Source organism: Calothrix sp. FACHB-168 (assembly GCF_963889195.1).
In the GTDB taxonomy this organism is placed as follows: domain Bacteria; phylum Cyanobacteriota; class Cyanobacteriia; order Cyanobacteriales; family Nostocaceae; genus Aulosira; species Aulosira anomala_A.
In genome coordinates, this window is the sequence record NZ_CAWPNJ010000001.1 from 660,514 (window position 1) to 681,462 (window position 20,949).

Consider the following 20,949-nt stretch of genomic DNA (forward strand, 5'->3'; position numbering starts at 1 on the left):
GTATAATATATAAATTTGCCAAAAATCCTCTCAGTTTGTGCAGATTTGATCCCCTATACAATTCATCAAGGATTTTGATATGCTGCGTCGTTGGCTATTACCTATTTTCGGAGTTTTATTAACTATATTAATTGCTGCTTGTAACAACGCAACTATTCAGCAGCCATTAACAAATTCACCGATAAATCCCAATTCTCAGGAAGTAGCAAAAGCACCTGCGAAAAGAGTTGTGGCTTTATCTTCTCTAGCAGCTGATATTATTTACCAACTCGATGCAACAAAGCTAGTAGGGATTACTGGAAGTAGATTATTTAAAGATGATGCAAGATTCGCTAATATTCCGCGTGTGAGTGAAGGACAAACTCCACCTAATTTGGAAAAAATTATTGCTTTAAAGCCAGATTTAGTGATTGGTGCAGAAGGTTTTTCTAATCAACCTATTCAAAAACTCAAGGATTTAAAAATTGCTACTCTTCTTACCCAAGTTAAAAATTGGGAATCTCTAGAAAAATTAACTCAACAATTAGCCGAGTTAATTAATGCCGATCCTCAACCTTTATTAAACCGCTACAAAGGTTTTTTAGCAACTAAATCAAATCAAAGTCCTTCGACTTTAGTATTGGTAAGTCGTCAACCAATATTAGCACCGAATAAAAATAGTTGGGCTGGGGATTTATTAGCAAAGTTTCAAGCGAAAAACTTGGTAGCTGAACTCCAAGGAACAAGCCCCATAGGTGGTTATGTAACCCTATCAGCCGAGAAGGTTTTAGAAGCGAATCCAGAAGTTTTAATAATTGTTAATAATGCAGATCCGCAACTTTTAGATTCTTTAAAAAAGGAAGCGTTTTGGCAAAAACTTCAAGCTACTCAAAATAACCGAGTTTATACTTTTGATTATTATGGGCTAGTGAATCCAGGTAGTATTAATGCAATAGAAAAAACTTGTCAGCAATTAACGCAAGTTTTATCGACAAAAGCATAAATTGAGAGCTTTTTCAGTCCTTGTATAATCCAAAATCCAAAATCTAAAATATTAATGGTGCGTTAGCCTGCGGCGTAACACACCCTACTGGCGTGGCAAGGCTAAAATAGTGCATTAATAAACCGCAGAGGCGCAGAGGAAGCAGAGAAAAAAGAAGAGATTTATTGCAACATTTTAGGCTTGTCAGTCCACTACTCATGCTACTTATGCTTATTTTAAAATTTAAGCAATGGGTTTGATATTTTTTGTTTGTGCAGAAGAGCCAGCAGTAATACTGCGGAAATAAGCACCGCCAACTGTTAGTAAAAATGTTAAGTAACCTACTGCTTGTACCACATAAAGATGTTCTCTGTAGCCAAACAAAGTTTTGAAAATCACACCAGGGAATTGTTCATCGGGTAAGATTTTATCTGTATTCCAAACCATTGGGCCTAAAATACAAGAATGAATTTTAGTAAAGCGCTCGTAATAAAAACACAGACTTTCAGTAGCGCGACTACTTAAAGCTAAGTTGGCGACAGCTTCGTCAAAATGTTTTAACGCCGAAACTACTAAACCAGCTACGATCAAAACTAATAAAATACCCATTACTTGAAAGAATTGGCGAATATTAATTTTGATACCCCATTTAAATAACATAACGCCAATGGCGATCGCAGTTACTAAACCACCAATAGCACCTAAAGCTGGCATAAATCCTTGTTGAAAATTAGCCGCAATAAATAAAACCGTTTCAAATCCTTCGCGAACTACTGCAATTAAAATTAAGCTAAAAACACCCCAACCTGCATTTGATTTTTGTGTCAGTGCTTCTGTAACTGCTCCCTCAACAGTGGCTTTCATCGATTTCGCTTGTTGAGTCATCCAGATTAACATCCAGCTGAGCATGATAATCGCTAATACGCTAAATACACCTTCGAGCATCGGCTCAACTACAGAGGTGTATTGAGGATTAATTTTACCTAAGGCTTGAATTATCCAGCCGAAAAGTACGCCAATGAGCGCGCTAATAGCAATCCCAACACCAACACCAGCATATACCCAAGAATTGAGTCGAGATTGTTTGCCTTTTTTGAGTAAAGCCAGCACAATCCCAACCACAAGGGCTGCTTCTACTCCTTCTCGGAGTGTAATTACAAATGTAGGTAAAGCAGTACTAAAATCCATTGTTAATTATCCAAAGTCAACAGTCTCAAGTCAACAGTCTCAAGTCAACAGTCCAAAGTCAACAGTCCAAAGTCAAAATTTTGACAATTGACTATTGACCATTGACAATTGACCGTTGACTAATGACTATTAACTAAAATCACGTAACATTTTTTTCAATTCAAGATTATGCATCTCTTCTTGACCAATCATGCCACGGGCGAACTCTTCTAAATAGATACTGGCATTGGTGACAGTTTCTAGCAGAGCTTTATACAAATCCAACGCCTTTTTTTCATGAGATAAACTTTCAGCCAAAATATCTTTGACTGAATGTTGGTAACTTTCCTCCATTGGCGCAATTCTCAGGGAAGGATGACCCTCTAAACCAGTTAAAATCTCTCCTACTTGTTGAGCGTGGAGTAAAGATTCACTAGCTTGGGCTTTAAAAAAAGCCACGATGGGAATGCGGTTAGGGCCAGTCACCATCAAGGAATAATGGGTATAGCGGACTACACCTGCTAGTTCAAATTCCATGATGGCGTTTAATAAATCGACAGTCTTTTTGTGGTCAAGCTCTTGCATCAGTTGTTAAGTTTAGCAAAGGTTAGGAATGTAGAGTAATGAGAAATAAGTTAAGGATGATACTTGTTTGAAGTGTTAAAAGTTACGAAGATTTTAACTTTTAGCTCCTAACTGTTTTCTCATTATTAACTTATTTTAAACTCCTGTTTCCATCTCTAGTCCAGTCCAATTATTATTGTTGTGCTTGGGTGCTAGTTTTATCGATAATTTTTTGAGAGTTTTGCTCAATAGTTTTTACCAGTTTGGTGACTTCTTCTGGGGTTTTGACTGGTGTAGCAGGTGGAATAGCTGCAGGCCAAACTTTCAGTAAGTCAGCAAAACTGGCTTCAATGGCTTTATTCGCTTCGGGACTGGTTTGTGCTATTTGGCTAGCAATTCCTTTGTACAAGTCGTTAGCGTAGACAACAAAGCCACGGGAGTCTTGATATTCAATTGCAGCAGCTATTTTACCATTAGCGATCGCAGCTCCATATTCTGAGTTAGCTGCATCTAATAAGCCGTTAATCACTTGCAGCACAAATCCGGGTTTTTTACGTTGCGCTTCTGGTAAAGCCGCGATCGCGCCGTCAACTGATTGCACTGAAGCGGTAAAATCAGTTTTAACTTTGGCATTCTTGGGATTAGATTTGACCAAATCTTGCAAACTCACTAAAGTAGTCTTAAATTCTTTGACTTTGCGCTCGTTGAGTTGCTCTTCCACATCTACATAAATCTCTTCTACCGGATGTCCAATATGGGGTTCGGCTTGTTTAGGCTGATTTTGATCCAAAAGTTCTTGTGCAACTAAAAGATGTCCTTTCATTAAGCCCAACTTTGTCATGTAATCAACATCTTTAGCTTCACCGGTAAGCACAACCTCTTGCACAGTTACTGCATCTTTGATTTTGTCAAACTCTTCTTGAGTAATAACTTTCTTGCTAACTAAATCTTCTGGGCTAGCGTATGGTCGATTAGCCTGAATTTTATTGGATAATGCGGGAACGCCTAACTGTGCCTCAAATTTATCCAACTCCGACAAAATCGCACTATTGATGTTAATTTTCGCTTTCCCACCGTGATTACTGTGAGTTGTTGTTTCAGCCACCTGAGCGCTAGAGTTAGCAGATGGTGTAGCTGGATTTTCTGCTGTGGGTGTACTGTTACAGGAACTTAAACTAACGATGGCAGCAGCAGCAACAGTGAGACAGATATAGCGATATTTTATCATTTGTGCGTTGGTGATGATTTTGGTGGATAGCAATTGCCACATCTCAAACTACAAGCAGTAGTTTCCTTCGACAATTTGTCATAGATTGTACTTTCACATATAATGCGACTATTTATCAACTAGGTACAAAATATTAACTAGAATTTAATAATTTTTCTAATTTATTGACTTGACTTAATTGAACTTTATCAGCCAATAACTTTGATTTAAAAGGACTAATTAGCCATTGCTAGGGATAAAATCTTTATTAAAGCAGTTTAAAATATTGAGATTTAATGGCAAAAGCTGTATGGGCAGTCTTGTCAGTAGTCAAGAGTCCATAGTCAATAGATTCTAGACATTGACTATGGACTTTTGACCATTAACGATTGATAATCCTGGAGTCAGCGAGAAAAGAAGACTTTACTTCACAGATTGAGAATTTTGATTTTTGGCTGGCACCAATGAGGTATAGGAAGTTACAGGTCGTTGCGGTTCATCCCAGGATAGGGATTTTAAAGCTGCATTACCATACTTATGGCTTTGACTGACTCGCAAGCAAGCAATGGGAAAAGTCAAAGCAAATAACACCAAAACACTCACCATCGCCAAAACATAATGGTGTAATTGGCGAATTTGTTGGTTGTATTTTTGTGTTTGCATATTTTCATTCCTCCGAGAGTTTGATGAATTAACTAATCAAAAAATCTTGCGAAAATTCACAAAATTTTGCTTATGTTGGCATTAAAGGTAAATAGGGAAATAAAGGATGCCAATTCATGACGGTTGCAGCTACCAAAAAGCAAAATAAGCAGAAAAATATAGTTCTCGCTTTAATCTGTTTATCTTGCCAAAGTTTACTGAGGATTAACCAGCTAACTAACCAGCCAATTAACATCACAGTTTCTTTACCAGAGTAGCTGCCAATTTCACCATATAACGGATTAGGATTGTGGCTACCTGGTATCCAATCCCCCAAGCTCCAAATAATTTTTTCCCAAGGTTTGAAAGCCGATGTCAGGTGTTGGTTCACCATTAAGATAAAGCAACCAAATGCCGCGCTAATTAATGCAGCAGCAGCCGGGCCGGAAACAGTGGGAGATGTTTGAGAACCTTCTGCTAATCCTTTAGGAAAGGTTTTTAAGCGGTTCCAAAACTTGACATATAAGGGCAATGTTTGAGAATCTCGCGATAATTTCTGAACCATTAGTTATAACCTCCTAATGGATAATTTTTATTTACCAATTGTCTAAACAAGTACTTACAGAGTATGGATTCTGGCGACGTTTAATCCACTCACAAAACCGCCAATTGCAAAGAACATCATTGCCATTAAAGCAACGCAAGTGGCATTGAGGACTACACGATTCTTTTTATCTAAAATTGAGTCGCCATACTTCCACAAAATCCAGGTACAAGCTACTCCCAAAGGAAATGTAAATAACACTGTAAATTCATGGTATTCCATGAACAGGTAATGCACTAAAGGTGTATTTTTGGTTAACCAAGCACGGGCACCACCCATAGGTGCGCGGTAACGCATATACACCCAATTACCTGAAGCAATTGCCATAAAAGATAGGCAGGTAGCCCAAAAAGTTAGAGTGCGCATTTGGGGTAAGATTTTGCCTACTCCTCGCAGTAAAGGAAATGCCATATGTCCGGCATAAGCAATGACAACTACTGCTAATAAGGCTGCTGTTCCATGTATCGCGCCCATATAACGTTGCCAAGGGCTAGGGCTAAGTAAATTGACTAACGGTAAAAACAGGAATAAACCCGCAGATAAGATACTCAACCCGTAAATACAAATTGTGGCGATATCTAATTGTTTAGGTAAATCGCCAGTAACGGAATCAGCGTTTGTGTTGAATGTCATCAGGAAACCTCAACGTAGAAATATTCGCAGGAATTTTTAGCGATCGCATCGATATCGCCAAAAAAGCTAAACTTATAACACTAAATATTTAGTGCCTAAATTTTTATGTCCTAAATACTTGGGAATATGTATTATCAGACACTTTCATTGCATGAAAAATTGTGGAAATAGATAGTTAAATAAATAACTACCTTTCCTCAACAGAGTGACTATGCCTAAATAAGTTGATTGCTGGCAGATATCCTAGCAATCGCGGCAAATTCTCAACAGAATGATTCTGCGATCGCATATTTGCTAAGGGCGTGCAAATTAGCTGAGAATTTTGAGATACCCTGTTTCAAGCTTCTATATTCTTTGCTTGATTGGGAATTTAGGCTGCACCAAAAACTTGTGGTAGGTTAGCTGTCTAGCTTTACCTAAACCTTATATTTATTGACTAATGTGAAGTCTTTATAAAGGATACCATACAAGATTCAGATTTTAATGTCAAATTTTATTCCTGAATTTGCGGAAAGCCTTGTGGCTACAACATTAAAGCCTGCAAAATTTATCTCATAAAGTATCATTTAGAGAAAATTTTTAAACATTAATCAAATTAAGTTGAGTTTTTTTACGACCTGTAAATTAAGTAACGCAAAATTGCGATTTCAGGTAGAAATTGCGCATTTTTTGCCATTTTCAAAGCTATCAACCAAGGTAACATCTCTGCAATGTGTTATGAATTAATGACTTCAAAGGCACCCATGCAACCGTTTTCTGCGATCGCATCTTGATGGGGATGGAACATATACTTACCTGGATAGCGAAAGCTAAATTCCAGAATATGTCTTTCTGCCACACCCATCGTAATGACATCTGTTTTCTCGCTCGGAGTCATAGTCATACCTGAACGATAAACATTAAAGAAGTTGGCATGAAGGTGAAAAGTAACTGCTGGATCGTATTCAATAATATTCAGCACATACAGCCGAATTAACTGATCCTTGTAAATGCGGATGGGATTGTCCATATAGTGATGGGGCAATCCATTGAATGCATAATACTCATTGTGGCTATCATCATTTACGTCATACCCAGCCATAACTAGGACAATTTCATCAGCTGGCGGGCGTGGCTTGGGTGGATCGATGATGAACATCCCATATAGCCCTTTAGCAATGTGACGAGTAACAGGCTCAATATGACAATGATACAAATGAACCCCGTAAGGTTCAGCATCAAATTCATAAATTGTGGCACTACCGTTACTGACTGGGCGAATTCCATCCATATCGGCTGAATGCACCCCATGAAAATGTAAAGAGTGAGAATGTCCAGCTTTATTGAGAAAAAGTATCCTTACCCGTTCACCTTGTTTAACCCTGAGTGTGGGCCCTGGGATATGCCCGTTTAAATCCCAGATATTGTAGGAAACAGCACTATTTAGTTGAATGACGGAAGTGCCCGCAGTCAGCCTAAATTCGCGGATGGTACGTCCATTTTCATGCTTGAGCGTCCCATAATCGAAATTTCTCAGCATCTTCATCGGTTGAGTTACGCCTTCAGATGCTGCAATTTCTGTGGGTGGAACTTTGACAATAGACTGGCTGTGATTTGCCATTTGCCAAAGCGCTGCTGCTCCGACTACGCCAGTGCCACCTAAACCCAGCTTCAGTAATTGACGACGGCTTAAAAGTTGTTCTTTTCCCAAAGCTAAGTTATTGGGCATGACATTAAACTGCTGTTAGCGCTAGAATGTAATGTTGCAAACAATTTGCAATTACTTCTGTGTATATTAGTTGAATTAAGAATCATTGTCAATTATTCTGGCAGAGATTCGAGTTATAGGATGTTGCTGGGCATTGGGCATTGGGCATCGGGCATTGGGTGGCTTTGGGGACATCCAAATACCCAATCAATTTGTAGTGCGTTCGCGTAGCGTGTCCGAAGGACAAACGTCTCGCTCGCTGGTGTTCAAAAGCGAGCAAGACTTCGGCGTGAGCGCTCAGTCGAACGCTGCTCGCACTACGGAATATGGGTAATTTATTTTTTGACAACTGTACGGGCGGGTTCACAAATATCCTCACCGATTAACGATAATTCTCAATAAACCCGCCCCTACTGACTGTTGACTATTGACTAATAAGAATTTTTATAAAGCTTAGTTGTGATCCAAATTACATTTGCACTATTTGGTAATTAGCAGGTAAGTCTTGCCTAAAAATGTGGAACAGGGGAAAAATTATGTTTCCCCATAGATGATGATTTGTCTGGCGAATAGCTATTTTGTTAAGCAGGTTTTATATTGTCTAATTGATCGGTAAATATTTGGTTAACTTGCTGGCAAAATAGATAAATATCAAATGGATATGCTGCTAAAGATAGATAAATATAAATATTTACAACTAGTTCTCAACTATTTATCTACTATATTGTGTATTAAATCATCTACATAACATCAATCAATAGAGTGTTTTTGGCAGATTTGATTACTGAATTTAACAACAAATTAATAAAACTATACATATTAAAAAATAACTATATTATTTATGCAATATTTTATTGTCAATCTACCGGAAGTATCACTATAAAATCCCCCAATAGGGCATTGTATAAAAGGTGGTTTTTCTGCTTTTTATTAATTTAATGCCGCAGATAAATTGAGAAATTTGTGTGAAGCAAAACATGACACACGGGGCACATCATGCATATTCCTGATGGATTTGTTTCTTTACCAGTTGCAGGAGCTACTGGTTTAGCGAGTACGGCAGCACTCTTTGTGGCTTTAGGGCGATCGCAAGATGCTTTTGGCATTCGTCGCGCTCCTATACTGGGTTTAACCACAGCCTTTATTTTTGCTGCCCAGATGGTGAATTTCCCTGTAGCAGGGGGTACAAGTGGTCACTTGTTAGGGGGAACCTTAGCCGCAGTAGTTTTAGGCAGCCCTTGGGCAGGGGCATTGTGTATTGCTACAGTCTTAATTATCCAAGCTGTGCTATTTGCCGATGGTGGAATTACAGCCTTAGGCGCAAATATTTTAAACATGGCCTTTATTGGCGTTTGGGTTGGTTGGGGGTTAACTAACACTCTGCAACGGCTATTTGGCGGTTCTAAAGGGCGTTTACCTTTAGCTGCGGGGATTGCTGCTGGTGTAAGTGTGGTAGTTGCAGCTTTAGCCTGCGCTCTTGAGCTAGCCCTTTCAGGAACAGCACCAGCCGCCATAGTTTTAGGAGCCATGACAGGAACTCATATTCTCATTGGTATTGGTGAAGGATTAATTACTGGAGGTGTATTAATTTACCTTGCCAAGCAAAGGCCAGATTTGTTACCGGGGGAACAACAGCAATTTCGCGGCTGGGTAGTGCCAGTTGTAAGCATTGTTCTCGTGGCGGGTGTATTATCACTATTTGCCTCAGCTTGGCCTGATGGTTTGGAAAGGGTAGCCGAAAATTTAGGCTTTATCGACTTAAGCGAAAAAGTACGAGTAATTGTACCCACACCTTTAGCTGACTATGGCATTCAGGGGTTGGGAACAATTGGTACGAGTATTGCGGGTTTGGTAGGTGCGGCTGTTTGCTTTGCTGTCGCCTTTGGGATTGCTAAGGTAGTGAAACCGAATAATGCTTAGAATTTCCTTAACCTTACGCTTACAACTAGCGCTGATTATTGTGATTGGGGCAGCTTTATTAAAGCATCATGCTTGGTATAACTTGGGTGCTTATGGAGCGATCGCTCTTTTATGGGCTTGGGTGTTACAGGTAAAGCTTCCCCAGCTAGGAAAATTACTCGGTACAGAGTTAATCTTCCTCTCATTTTTAGCTTTGCCCTTGGGATGGGAACGAGCTAGTTTTCTGCTAGTACGTTCTTTTATCTGTTTAATTGTGATGAATAGTTTTTTGTTAACCTTACCGCCCCATAGTTTTGGTATAGCTCTCAAAAGCTTACCCGTACCGCTAGCGTTAAAGGAAAATTTGCTCTTAGCAGGTCAATATCTAGAAATTTTGCTATCAGAAGTCACGAGAATGCAGCGTAGTGCCCAATTACGGGGTTTAAATGGCACAACTGGCTGGTTGCGCTACACCAGTGCAGCCACCATTGGCGCTTTATATCTCCGTAGTTTAGATAGAGCCGAGCGCGTTTATACCGCAATGGTAGTTCGGGGTTACAACGGACAATTACCAATAGACTCAACATTAAAACCAAAAGAGCGTATGGCTGTATTAATAGCAGGTGCGATCGCGGCTTGTTTAACCATCAGTTCTTACCATTTCACTCAGTAAGAACGCAGTTGTGCATTTTGAGTTGTAAATTTTGAAATCATTAACATCTAATCCCCAATCTTCAATTCATCATCCCCACGCTGCTGTGGTGGAGGTGCAAAACTTGGTGTACGCCTATGGCAATCAAGAGCCTGTATTGCGAGAAATTTCGTTTACATTACAACCAGGCGATCGCGTGGCGTTAATGGGTGCAACTGGTTCTGGTAAAAGCACCTTACTAGAAAATCTCATCGGCTTAAAACAACCACAAAGCGGTAAAATTTCCATTAATGGCATTCTCGTAGAATCTCAAACCCTGTCTCAAGTCAGGCGTCATATTGGTTTTACCTTCCAAGATGCCAACGATCAATTATTTATGCCGACTATCTTAGAAGATATTACCTTCGGCCCGCGCAATTATGGTGTACCGCCAGCTTTAGCCATAGATAGAGCCAGAGAATTATTAGCTGATTTTGGACTAGAAGCCTACGCCAACCGTTCAGCCCATGAACTTTCCGGAGGACAAAGACGCCTAGCAGCTTTAGCGTCAATTTTAGCTTTAGAGCCTAGCATTTTGATTTTAGATGAGCCAACTAACGGTTTAGATCCTTATTGGCGGCGGCATTTGGCGCAGGTATTATTAAATTTGCCCGTGCAAGTAATGTTAATTGCTTCCCATGACCTCAATTGGTTAGGTAAAGTAACTCAACGTGCATTGGTACTTTCCGGAGGACGAATTCCCATAGATCGAGACATCCAGCCACTTTTACAAGAAGAAGAAACTTTAGAAAAGCTAGGCTTACCAGTAGGCTGGTAGGGAGACAAACGACAATTGTAGAGACGCGATTCATCGCGTCTTTGCCTTTACCCAATGCCCCATGCCCCATGCCCAATGCCCAATGCCCAATGCCCAATACCCAAACTCACTACAAAATTCCAGAATTGTTAGATACTATGGTTGGAATTTTCATACTGGTGAGTTTTCATGTCTGTTGCGCGGAAAAATAATATTATTGCTGTGATTAGCCTGAGTATTGCTTTATTACTTGGTGGTTGCAACGAAAATAAAGCCTCTCAATGTCAGCGATTGGTTCAGGCTGTGAATGAAGGTAATTCTCTGATTGACAAAAATAAAGGGCAGCAGGTGACTACAAGCATACAACTATCTAAAGATTTAGAAGTTGTTACCAAGTCCATAGAAGAAATGAACCTCAAAGATCCGAAGTTACAAGAATACCAAAGTCGGTTTGCCAAGAATTTTAAGAGTGTGAGTCAAGCGATCGCCAAAGCTGCTAGAGCTTTAAACACAGCTAAAACGGCTGAAGCTACACAATCAGGTAGACAAAAACTGGAAAAGGCTAGAGCCGAGATTGATACAGCACTCACAGCAGTAAGCAAAACCGCCGGTAAGGATGCTGATAAGTTAGTTGGCGAGCTAAATAAGTACTGTAGCGAACCAGAGTAAGTATTTGGTCAGTAATATTTATTACTCAATTCTGCCTTGAAATTTCACAGATTTGCCCGCCAAGATTTTCTCGCTATACTAGTAGATTAGGCTGTTGAAGTAACAAATGAGAGAGTAGCAATTATCTCTTTCGGGTAGGAACGTCAAAATCTTGTATCAAGTCTAGGAAAATACATTTTATTGAAAAGTAGCAAACATAGCAGTTCATGAAAACTTGATTGTTAGCTATTCAATAAAATTACTTAGAAGCATAGAGCAAACCTAAATAAATCACACCATTGTGAGTCAGCTTATGAAAGCGGAATTGATTGAATTAATTAACAGATTGTTCCAAGTCTTACACATCAATATGAGATGGATGACTTGGAACCTTTTTCTAGCTTTTATACCTTTAGCTTTAAGTGTTTGGCTGTTTCGTAAAAATCGCCGCAGGTCTTGGGTTTGGTGGCTAGGATTAATAGTTTTTTATGCCTTTTTACCGAATGCACCCTATCTACTTACCGATGTAATTCATCTGATAGATGATATTCGCACAATTCAATCAATATGGGTTATTACTTTAATATTAATTCCCCTTTATCTATTAGTAATTCTAGCGGGTTTTCAGGCTTACGTTATATCTTTAATTAATTTAGGTCATTATTTACACTTAATTGGTAAAAGCCAATGGATTTTTAGAATTGAGTTAATTACTCATATCCTCTCAGCTATAGGTATTTACTGGGGGCGATTTTTACGTTTCAATAGCTGGGATTTCATCACCCAGCCAGATGCGGTATTAACTAAGGGAGTAGAAGAACTTCTAGGAAAACAGCCTTTAGTAATTATTGCTATTACCTTTATTATCCTGACAGCGTTACACGCGATTATGAAACGTGTAACTTTAGGATGGGTTCGCAAACCCCAACCAGAAGCACCCATCAATTCTCAACAAGCAAAAAATGGATCGTAGATAGTTGACTGTTGACTGTTGACTGTTGACTGTTGACCATTGACTAATGACTATTGACTATTAACTAGTAAGTCCAAAGAAAGATGAAACTTTACCCTCCTTGACGTGAAATAAATCCAGATTCATCGTTTTTGGTGTTCAATTCCACATCAAAAAACATCTCATCAGAACTTTAAATATTTTGTGTTGATTCTGATGTTTCTGGTCGCGTTGCTAGGAGGGATATTTTATGCAAATAATTTCTAGAGAAGAAATCAAGCCACTTTTACAACAGCCAAAGGGTAATTGTGTGTCAATTTATATGCCAATTCACCCTGCTGGCCCAGAAGTGCGACAAGACCCGATTCGCTTTAAGAATTTAATTAAGCAAGCAGAAGCACAGTTAATTGACGCAGGTTTGGAACCACAAGAAGCAACCGCATTATTGCAGCCAGCAATTAATCTTGATAACCAAGAATTTTGGGAACAAATGGGAGAATTAGGTCTAGCAATCTTTATTTCTCAAGAATTTTTTCGTTACTATTCTTTGCCATTTAATTTTCAAGAGTTGGTTGTCGTCACAGATAGATTTCACATCAAACCATTGCTACCGATTTTAAATGGTAATGGACGTTTCTACATTTTGGCTTTAAGTCAACAAGATGTGAGGTTTTTTGAGGGAACTCACTATACGATTAATGAGGTAGACGTAGAAAATTTACCAAAAAGTTTAGCAGATGCTCTCAATCAAGATGAAACTGCTAAAGAGGGTCAGTTTCGCATTGCTACATCTAAAGGTGGAACTGCGAATTCTTTTGTCCAACCAGGTGCATTTCACGGACAGGGAAGTCCAGATAGAGACCAGCATCAAGAAGAAATTCGCCAATTCTTTTACATAATTGATCGAGCATTGCAGGAAAAGCTGCGAGAAGAAACAGCGCCTTTGGTATTGGCTGGAGTAGAGTATCTTTTACCTTTATACAAACAGGCGAATACTTATCAGCATTTAATGGCAGAAGGTATCACTGGAAATCCAGAAATTCTCAGCGCTCAAGATTTACACGATCGCGCTTGGCCAATTGTTGAGGCTGATTTTTACAAATCACAGCAAGAATTTCTGGAGCGATTCCATCAACTCTTTAGTGGCGATACAGGTAAAGCTACCAATGACCTCAAACAAATCATCCCGGCTGCTTATTTTCAACGAATAGATTCGTTGCTAGTGGCTGTCGGACAACAGCAATGGGGTTTGTTTGACCCCGGTTCGGAAGCAGTGTATTTGCATGAAGATAAAGAAACTGGCGATGAGGATTTGTTAGATTTAGCCGCAACTCATACCTTATTAAATGGCGGTACTGTTTACGCTGTTCCACCTGAGCAAATACCTTTTAGCACACCAGTTGCCGCAATTTTCCGATATTGATGACTATGATGGTGTTGTAAAAATCAGTCTGAATATATACAACACCCATAATGAATTTTATTCGTCAGTTTCGGAATCCATCTTTAATCGGTTTAGCTTTTATGAGTGCTGTAGCGCTATTTACTCAAGCTGCTACAGCCGAAACACTTACTGGTAAGTCAGGAAATGTACAGGCACAAATTTCCTATGACAAACCGGAAGAACATCAGTATAAAAATGTGCGGTTACAAATTACTCGTGCAGGTCAAAGGATTTTAGAGCAAAATTTAGCTCAAGATAGTGAATACGATCGCCCTATTGGGGAGTTAGACGGACAAAAAAATCAAATACCAGTGCAAGATTTAGATGGTAATAAAGAACCGGAAGTAATTGCCGATTTCTTTACAGGGGGAGCGCATTGCTGTCTTTATTCCTTAATTTACCGTTATGACAGTAAATCTCAGCAATACAAACAAATTCGTCATGAATGGGGTAATGCTGGCTACCAACTTAAAGATGTAGACAAAGACGGAATCCCAGAATTTAACAGCCGCGACGATCGCTTTGCTTACGCTTTCAGTTCCTACGCTGCTTCTGGCTACCCACTGCAAATTTGGCAATATCGCCAAGGCAAGATGGTTGATGTTACCCGCCGCTATCCCAAGTTAATCGCCAGCAATACTAAAGAACTATGGCAAACTTACCAAGAAATTCGCCAACAAGGCGACGACGGTAAAGGATTTTTGGCGGCTTATTTAGCCAGTAAATATATGCTAGGTCAAGGACAAGACGGTTGGCGACAAGTACAACAGGCTTATAAAAAAAGCGATCGCGCTCAATTTTTCACCGACCTCCGCAAGTTTTTACGAGAAACGGGGTATATAAAGTAGTGGGCATGGGGCATCCTTTCGACTTCGCTCAAGGCGAGTGGGCATTGGGCTAAAATCCAAAATCCAAAATCCAAAATCTAAAATTCCTTACCCTCCTCTCAACTGTCGTCTTGCGGCTTCTAAAATCAGGCGATGTTCTGCACGAGCGATCGCGTGATATGTTCGCTCTACTGCTTCAGGTTCTACGGAAATGGCTGTAATTCCCCATTGCACTAAGCGATCGATGATTTCAGGATACAATACTGGCGCTTGACCGCAAATTGTACAGGGAATACCGGCATCTTTGGACATTTCGATTAGTTGCGCGATCGCACTCATTACTGCTGGCTGAAGTTCATTAAATCTTCTGGCTAGTTGTTCTTGCTCTCGATCTACTCCTAAAAGCAGTTGGGTGAGATCGTTACTACCAATAGAAATACCAGCCACGCCTGCTTTCACATATTCTGGTAGCAAGAAAAGCACGCTGGGAACTTCTGCCATAATCCAGAGTTGAAACTGGGGTAATTGAGTTAATCCAGCTTGCACAACTTTTTGCTGACATAAAGAAAATTCTTCGACGCTGCGGACAAAGGGTAACATCAGGTTGACGTTGCTGTACCCGGCTTTTTGCACATTAGCTAAGGCGGCTAATTCTAACTCGAAAATTGCCGGATTCAGTAAATAGCTAAATATTCCGCGATCGCCTAAGACTGCTTGTGATGTAGATTGAGGTTCTTGGGTAGCAGATGGTAATTCGTGCGATCGCCAATCTAAGGAGCGATACAATACTGTTCGCGGTGCAAAGCCACAAGCAAATTGCATAATCTCCTCAGTCCAGCGTTCTAATAATTCTGCTTTTCTGCCATCGGCTAGCCAGCTATTAGGGTGTTGTCCTTCTAGGACGGTTAACATCATCAGTTCGGAACGCAGTAACCCGACTCCATCCACAGGTAAACTTTTGACTTGCTCTATTAAGCTGCTTTGACTGAGGTTTAATAGTAACTGAGTACCAATTAGCGGTTGAGAAGGTATCCCAGAACTACGTAATGGTGGGGATTGCCAAGGATTAGAGATGGCATGATTATCATCGAAATCGATATTTTCTGCTGAACCGCTTTTTGCTACGATCCTTTCTAAAGTTATGTCTTCTCGCACTCGCGAAACTTCGCCGCGATCGCCATCTACTAATAATCTTTCACCTGGTTGAATTAAGGCTGTAACATCTGTAGCGCTGACTACTGCGGGAATACCCAATTCTCTCGCGAGGATTGCTGCATGGCTAGTTAAGCCGCCATTCTCTGTAATAATACCGATAACTTTCTGTAATATTGGTAACCAATCTGGCGTGATAGCTTTGGCAACTAAAATCACGCCTTGGGGTAGCTGTTCTGGTTTTAATTGGGAATTGGCAATTACATAGGCATTAGCTGTAACTCTTCCTCTAGCGGCTCCTATCCCCTTAATAATCTGGACGTTGGGAATGGCTGATTGGGGAGCGCTAACTTGGGTGAGGTAGAGTTTGGGTACTGGGCTAACCTGAGAAATTGTCCATTCAATGTCAAATTCGCTACCTAGTTCGCTAACTAGCTGATTGCCCAACATAATGACTTGTTGTAGATATTCAGCTTGTAAAGCGTACTGTTTTTGTTTGCTTTCTTCGAGTAAATAGGCGACGAGACAATGATTATCTAATGTCAGTACTGATGGCGTAACTGATTGCAAACTATCTTTATTTGCGGGATTTTCAATTCGATAAGCGAGGATTTTACTACCTAGCTGCTGCTCAATTAACTGTCCGGTTTCTGGGTGAATATAGTAAACATCGGGTAAAACTTCACCATTAGCGATCGCTACTCCTAATCCCCAAGTAGCGCTAATTTCCCAGCCAGAGGTATTTGCATGAAATAAACCGCTAGCGATCGCATTGCGCACCGGCTGGATTAAAACTGCAAAATTGACTCTTTTTAGCTCAATTCCGGCTCGTTGCCAATATAGTAAACTTTTAGCGCGAAATAATTGACTCCAAGTGCGCTTTAACCCAGATGCGATCGCGTCTGGATTACAAGGACAAAAAACCGACTCTAGTAATCCTGAGATATTTCCCGCCTTAGTAGTGCTTGGTACCATTACCGTAGGGCGAAAAATTAAATAATCGCTGTCCCATTCTCTCGCTGCTGAGAGAATTTTTCCCACCCAAGATAGTGGTACAGTAGCAGTAACAATTTCTTGACGCAAACGACCGGCTACTTGTTGCAGCTGACGCCAATTATTCACATCCAAATACAACGAAGAATGGGGTAAGTCAGCAACTAATGATTCCGAGCTATTAAGATTTTCTAAAAATTGTTGCAAGACTTCTGCACCTACAACAAAACCAGGTACTACAGGATAGCCACGCTGCATGATTCGGCTCAAGTAAAACGCTTTATCACCTACCTTGGCGCGGTCTTGGAGTTTAATTTGGTCAAGCCAGTAGAGTTTGTCCACTCAATTTTGTTGTTCTCTGTTGTAATTCATTGGTTATGGTCACAGTAGTAACCATTTGTGCAAGAGTGAAAAAAGTTAATAATTTAGTAGCCAAACAGCCAATAGTACTACAAGCAGAAATTTATATTTACTTTGTACCAGAGTTTCAGATATTGCCAATAAACGCTTTATTGACGCATCATTCTGTGCTTATTAAGCTAATGCCTATCTAAATTGCATAACTACTAATAAGGGCAGTCAACAGTCAACAGTCAACAATCAACAGTCAACAGCCTTCACAATGGATTGTGCAACTTAAAAGCAGATTAGCTTACCTACCCTTATGTTTCCCTGACTGTGCGCCTGTGAAACTTGTAAACCACTAGTTGTGCTGTACTTGTCTATTTTTAACCTATTTCGGTCACAACTGAATATTTATAGCTCTAGACAGCGAGCCGAAAAACCATACCAGGATTAGCTTAATGCTGAAATTGCTACCTCAGGTTAGTTCCTGAGTCTAATTAGCTGGCAAATGCATATTTTTATTTGATTCACGCCAGATATACTCCCTAAATAGCGATCGTTGCTGCAAATCTTGACTGTATGCTTAAATATAGCAATTTACAGTAGAATATAATGTTTAAATTATTTATCGCCATTAAATAATCACAGCTACAGCTTTAAATTACTACATTTAACCAATATCATAAATAGTAGTACTAGCAGAATTAAAATTATTTATCTGCCATATCCTCAAAGGTAATTCATAATTGGTAATTACCTGGTTAAGGATTGCTTATTAAGAGTTGCTGAGTTCTACTTTATCAGTTTAATAATCAAATTCAATAGCTATAGGACTTACGCACACTCTAAGAATACTTGGCGTACTTGGCGTCTTGGCGGTTCATAAAATTAAGGTTTTTGATAATTTTTGCGTAATTCCTGAGCTATATATAATTTAATTATTAATTATGCAAATATTTTTCATCACTAACTATTTTGATGCTGCATGAACCTTAATTTGCAAAATATTCTCTTTAGATTGTGCATAGCGCTACTCTGTGGCGCAATTATCGGTTTAGAACGACAACTAAGACACAAACCTGCTGGGTTGAGAACTCACATGTTAGTCAGTCTGGGTTCAGCTATTTTTACTCTTATCCCTTTATCTACACCCGGAATTAATCTCAGTGCTGACGCTTTAAGTCGAGTCATCCAAGGTATAGCTGCTGGTGTTGGTTTTCTGGGTGCGGGAGAGATTTTACGTCAATCATCTAATGAATCACAAAGAACTGAAATTCATGGATTAACCTCAGCTGCGGCGGTTTGGGTTTCAGCCGCCTTGGGAATAGCCGCAGGTTGTGGTTTATGGCAATTAGGATTAATCGGTGCTTTGCTAACTGTGATAGTACTTAATTTTTTCAAAACATTAGAAAGAATGAATTAGTTATTGTTTATTTGAGCAATTAAATAACTCTAAAGCTTTGGCAAAAATAGTTTCATCGGCTCTGGTTTGCAGAATCAATTTGGCTAAATTAACAAATTCCCAATCTGTCTGCATATCATTTTCAATTGTCTTACTCGCTGCATAAAAGCTGACATCGTTGTCATGCAGTTCATTAGTAGTACCAGTTTGGAATTTTGATTTTTTACTATCCCAAGAGATAGCTTTACCGCGTAGTGTTAATTGAAACCATAATATTTCATCGTTTTTTAATTCAAAGAACACATCAAAATATGGTTCTTCTCCTTGAAACCACATTCTCGTGATTCCTGTATTTTGGGATTGCTTGAGTAACTTCTGTTCAATTTCTCGCAATGATGCCCCTAAAACTGCAATTTCATCTTTGTGGGCAATTTCGTTTTGTGAATACATATCTAAAATTTCCAGAGATTTACTCATGTTTATTAGTTTTGGGCAATAGAATTTACTCAATAAGACTCAATAAGTAAAGAAAATTACTGCTTTAAAATAAGCAGTAATATCAGGAGAAAGCAAGGGTGAAAATATTAAATCTAATAAATAAAACAGTGAAAGTTATTAAAAATTGGTAGTAAAGACTAAATTCCTCAGTAAAAAATCAATTCCTAAATTTTTACATTGCTTAATATAGTTAGTTTTTTTACACCGCTTTACTTAATAGATAAGTAGGTTTATTAATTAGTAACGATTATCTTGAGAGAATAAAATTTTTATTTAACTTTCTCAATTAATATTCACAAAAATTACCCGCAATCCGGAAAAATATCCTGACTGCTAGTTGTGCGAGCCATAAAGTTTAGATAATCCGATTTTTTTATAGCAAACTGCAATCTAAAACATACAGCAGATTGCCAGTTGCTGAGGTACCAATGATCGTTGATTGTAGGGGCACTGGCACTGCCATGCCCCGAAGCGCTCTCACTAGGGCGGGGAAACCCTCGCAAGGGCGGGGAAACCCTCGCAAGGGGGGGGAAACTCTCGCAAGGGCGGGGAAACCCTCGCAAGGGCGGGGAAACCCTCGCAAGGGCGGGGAAACCCTCGCAAGGGCGGGGAAACCCTCGCAAGGGCGGGGAAACTCTCGCAAGGGCGGGGAAACCCTCGCAAGGGCGGGGTTTCCCCGCCCCTACGAGTACACCTGATTGTTTCATCGCTTTAATAAATAGCGTTGGTTAATGATATTTCTCCTGCTTTTACATGGAGAATTTGCGATGAATCTAACCATTGTGAGTCAAATGAACCGAGATGAGTTGTGGTAATTAAAGTTTGAAATCTATCTTGAATGGCATCAAGTAATTGATTTTGGCGATATGGATCTAATTCTGCCAAAACATCATCTAATAAGAGCAGGGGTGGTTCGCCAACAACTTCTTCAATTAATTGTAATTCGGCTAATTTAAGAGCTAATACTAAAGTGCGCTGTTGACCTTGAGAACCATATTGACGGGCTGGTGTTTGGTTAATAATTAATTCTATTTCGTCGCGATGAGGCCCTACTAAGGTAGTACCTTGGCGGAGTTCGGCTACAGCGCGTTGCTGGATTTTATCTAAAAAGGCTTGTTGTACTTGTTGTGGATAGTTTTCCCCTAAAGGGACACTCGGCGCATATTTGATTTGGAGATTTTCTGTACTTCCACTAATACTTGAGTGCCAATTAATTGCAATGGGCGCTAATCTTTGTAAAGCTCGTTCGCGCCTTCTAATTACTCTTGTACCTGTGGTAGCTAATTGGGCATCCCAAACAGCTAATTGTTCTGATTGTTGGCTGGTAAATGCTATGTCTTGGGTATGTTTTAAAAAGGCATTACGCTGGCGTAAAACTTGATTATATTGCTGTAAAATATGGGCATATACAGGTTCAAGTTGGATTAATAAAGTATCTAACCAACTACGCCGACCTTCTGGCCCGCCACGTACTAAGTCTAAATCTAAGCTGGAAAATTCTACCGCATTGAGAACTCCCAAAAAATCCATTTGACGCCGCACAGCTTCGCCATTCAGTGCAACAGTGCGCCTTGCTTGACGGCGAAGAGTTAAGGTGAGATCGCTAATACCTGTTTTTCTTTCTAGAGAGGCGCTAATTTGGGCGATCGCTTCTCCATCTTGGACTAAATCGCGATCGCGCGCTAACCGATGCGATCGCAATGTCGCTAATAACTCCACAGCTTCCAACAAATTAGATTTTCCCTGAGCATTATTACCTACCAAAATTGTTTTGGCGGCTTTAAACTCCACTTTTTGATCTGTGTAGTTACGAAATTGTCTCAGGTGAATTGATTTGAGGTACATAAGTGGAGAAATGAGGAAGATGAGGGTGAGG

The 20,949-nt window shown here is 39.7% G+C and carries 19 protein-coding genes; 9 read left to right on the top strand and 10 right to left on the bottom strand.

Translation table 11 applies throughout. The annotated features are described in order from the left end of the window. The first annotated feature begins 79 nt into the window (after window positions 1-79). On the top strand, window positions 80-982 hold the full coding sequence (locus AACW45_RS02700; RefSeq protein ID WP_190627317.1) for an ABC transporter substrate-binding protein: 903 nt from the start codon (window positions 80-82) through the stop codon (window positions 980-982). 222 nt (window positions 983-1,204) lie between these two features. Here AACW45_RS02700 and AACW45_RS02705 read toward each other — a convergent pair whose 3' ends face one another. The 7 genes from AACW45_RS02705 to AACW45_RS02735 all read right to left on the bottom strand — a co-directional run bounded on the left by AACW45_RS02705 (window position 1,205) and on the right by AACW45_RS02735 (window position 7,486). Beyond that, window positions 1,205-2,149 (bottom strand): FTR1 family iron permease, encoded by a 945-nt coding sequence (locus AACW45_RS02705; RefSeq protein WP_190627319.1) that lies wholly within the window; start codon window positions 2,147-2,149, stop codon window positions 1,205-1,207. Between the two features lie 129 nt (window positions 2,150-2,278). Then, window positions 2,279-2,713, bottom strand: a complete 435-nt coding sequence (locus AACW45_RS02710) for a ferritin-like domain-containing protein (RefSeq protein WP_190627321.1) — start codon at window positions 2,711-2,713, stop codon at window positions 2,279-2,281. A 172-nt stretch (window positions 2,714-2,885) separates the two neighbouring features. After that, a complete protein-coding gene (locus tag AACW45_RS02715; RefSeq protein WP_190627525.1) occupies window positions 2,886-3,920 on the bottom strand; it encodes a ComEA family DNA-binding protein in 1,035 nt (344 codons plus the stop codon). A gap of 402 nt (window positions 3,921-4,322) precedes the next feature. Then, entirely contained in the window at window positions 4,323-4,562 is a 240-nt protein-coding gene (locus AACW45_RS02720) for a hypothetical protein (protein ID WP_190627324.1), read from the bottom strand. A gap of 70 nt (window positions 4,563-4,632) precedes the next feature. After that, on the bottom strand, window positions 4,633-5,106 hold the full coding sequence (locus tag AACW45_RS02725) for a hypothetical protein (protein ID WP_190627326.1): 474 nt from the start codon (window positions 5,104-5,106) through the stop codon (window positions 4,633-4,635). A gap of 54 nt (window positions 5,107-5,160) precedes the next feature. Further along, window positions 5,161-5,778 (bottom strand): hypothetical protein, encoded by a 618-nt coding sequence (locus AACW45_RS02730; RefSeq protein ID WP_199330874.1) that lies wholly within the window; start codon window positions 5,776-5,778, stop codon window positions 5,161-5,163. Window positions 5,779-6,493: 715 nt separating this feature from the next. Beyond that, entirely contained in the window at window positions 6,494-7,486 is a 993-nt protein-coding gene (locus tag AACW45_RS02735) for a multicopper oxidase domain-containing protein (RefSeq protein ID WP_190627334.1), read from the bottom strand. A gap of 975 nt (window positions 7,487-8,461) precedes the next feature. Between AACW45_RS02735 and AACW45_RS02740 the strand changes: the two genes are divergently transcribed. The 7 genes from AACW45_RS02740 (at window position 8,462) to AACW45_RS02770 (ending at window position 14,704) form a co-directional block, all read left to right on the top strand. Further along, window positions 8,462-9,385, top strand: a complete 924-nt coding sequence (locus tag AACW45_RS02740; RefSeq protein ID WP_190627336.1) for an energy-coupling factor ABC transporter permease — start codon at window positions 8,462-8,464, stop codon at window positions 9,383-9,385. Then, complete coding sequence (locus AACW45_RS02745; protein WP_190627338.1) at window positions 9,378-10,037, top strand: energy-coupling factor transporter transmembrane component T family protein; 660 nt, start codon at window positions 9,378-9,380, stop codon at window positions 10,035-10,037. The genes AACW45_RS02740 and AACW45_RS02745 overlap by 8 nt, the downstream gene beginning before the upstream one ends. A 31-nt stretch (window positions 10,038-10,068) precedes the next feature. Next, window positions 10,069-10,833, top strand: a complete 765-nt coding sequence (locus tag AACW45_RS02750; protein WP_190627340.1) for an energy-coupling factor ABC transporter ATP-binding protein — start codon at window positions 10,069-10,071, stop codon at window positions 10,831-10,833. 168 nt (window positions 10,834-11,001) lie between these two features. Beyond that, window positions 11,002-11,481 carry a hypothetical protein gene (locus AACW45_RS02755; RefSeq protein WP_190627342.1) on the top strand — a complete coding sequence of 160 codons (480 nt, stop codon included), beginning with the start codon at window positions 11,002-11,004 and terminating at the stop codon, window positions 11,479-11,481. Between the two features lie 292 nt (window positions 11,482-11,773). Next, window positions 11,774-12,433, top strand: coding sequence for a DUF1361 domain-containing protein (locus tag AACW45_RS02760; protein WP_190627343.1), 660 nt, complete (start codon window positions 11,774-11,776; stop codon window positions 12,431-12,433). A 229-nt stretch (window positions 12,434-12,662) separates the two neighbouring features. Next, complete coding sequence (locus AACW45_RS02765) at window positions 12,663-13,835, top strand: baeRF6 domain-containing protein (protein WP_190627345.1); 1,173 nt, start codon at window positions 12,663-12,665, stop codon at window positions 13,833-13,835. 50 nt (window positions 13,836-13,885) lie between these two features. Further along, entirely contained in the window at window positions 13,886-14,704 is an 819-nt protein-coding gene (locus AACW45_RS02770) for a hypothetical protein (protein WP_190627347.1), read from the top strand. Window positions 14,705-14,791: 87 nt separating this feature from the next. On the opposite strand, the gene AACW45_RS02775 is transcribed toward AACW45_RS02770, so the two are convergent. Continuing rightward, window positions 14,792-17,170 carry a putative PEP-binding protein gene (locus tag AACW45_RS02775; protein ID WP_190627348.1) on the bottom strand — a complete coding sequence of 793 codons (2,379 nt, stop codon included), beginning with the start codon at window positions 17,168-17,170 and terminating at the stop codon, window positions 14,792-14,794. A 988-nt stretch (window positions 17,171-18,158) separates the two neighbouring features. Between AACW45_RS02775 and AACW45_RS02780 the strand changes: the two genes are divergently transcribed. Next, window positions 18,159-18,596, top strand: coding sequence for an MgtC/SapB family protein (locus AACW45_RS02780; protein WP_190627350.1), 438 nt, complete (start codon window positions 18,159-18,161; stop codon window positions 18,594-18,596). On the opposite strand, the gene AACW45_RS02785 is transcribed toward AACW45_RS02780, so the two are convergent. Together AACW45_RS02785 and recF are read right to left on the bottom strand one after the other, a co-directional pair. Further along, window positions 18,597-19,052 carry a hypothetical protein gene (locus AACW45_RS02785; RefSeq protein WP_242045440.1) on the bottom strand — a complete coding sequence of 152 codons (456 nt, stop codon included), beginning with the start codon at window positions 19,050-19,052 and terminating at the stop codon, window positions 18,597-18,599. 732 nt (window positions 19,053-19,784) lie between these two features. After that, complete coding sequence (gene recF, locus AACW45_RS02790) at window positions 19,785-20,918, bottom strand: DNA replication/repair protein RecF (RefSeq protein WP_096644475.1); 1,134 nt, start codon at window positions 20,916-20,918, stop codon at window positions 19,785-19,787. Window positions 20,919-20,949 lie beyond the last annotated feature (31 nt).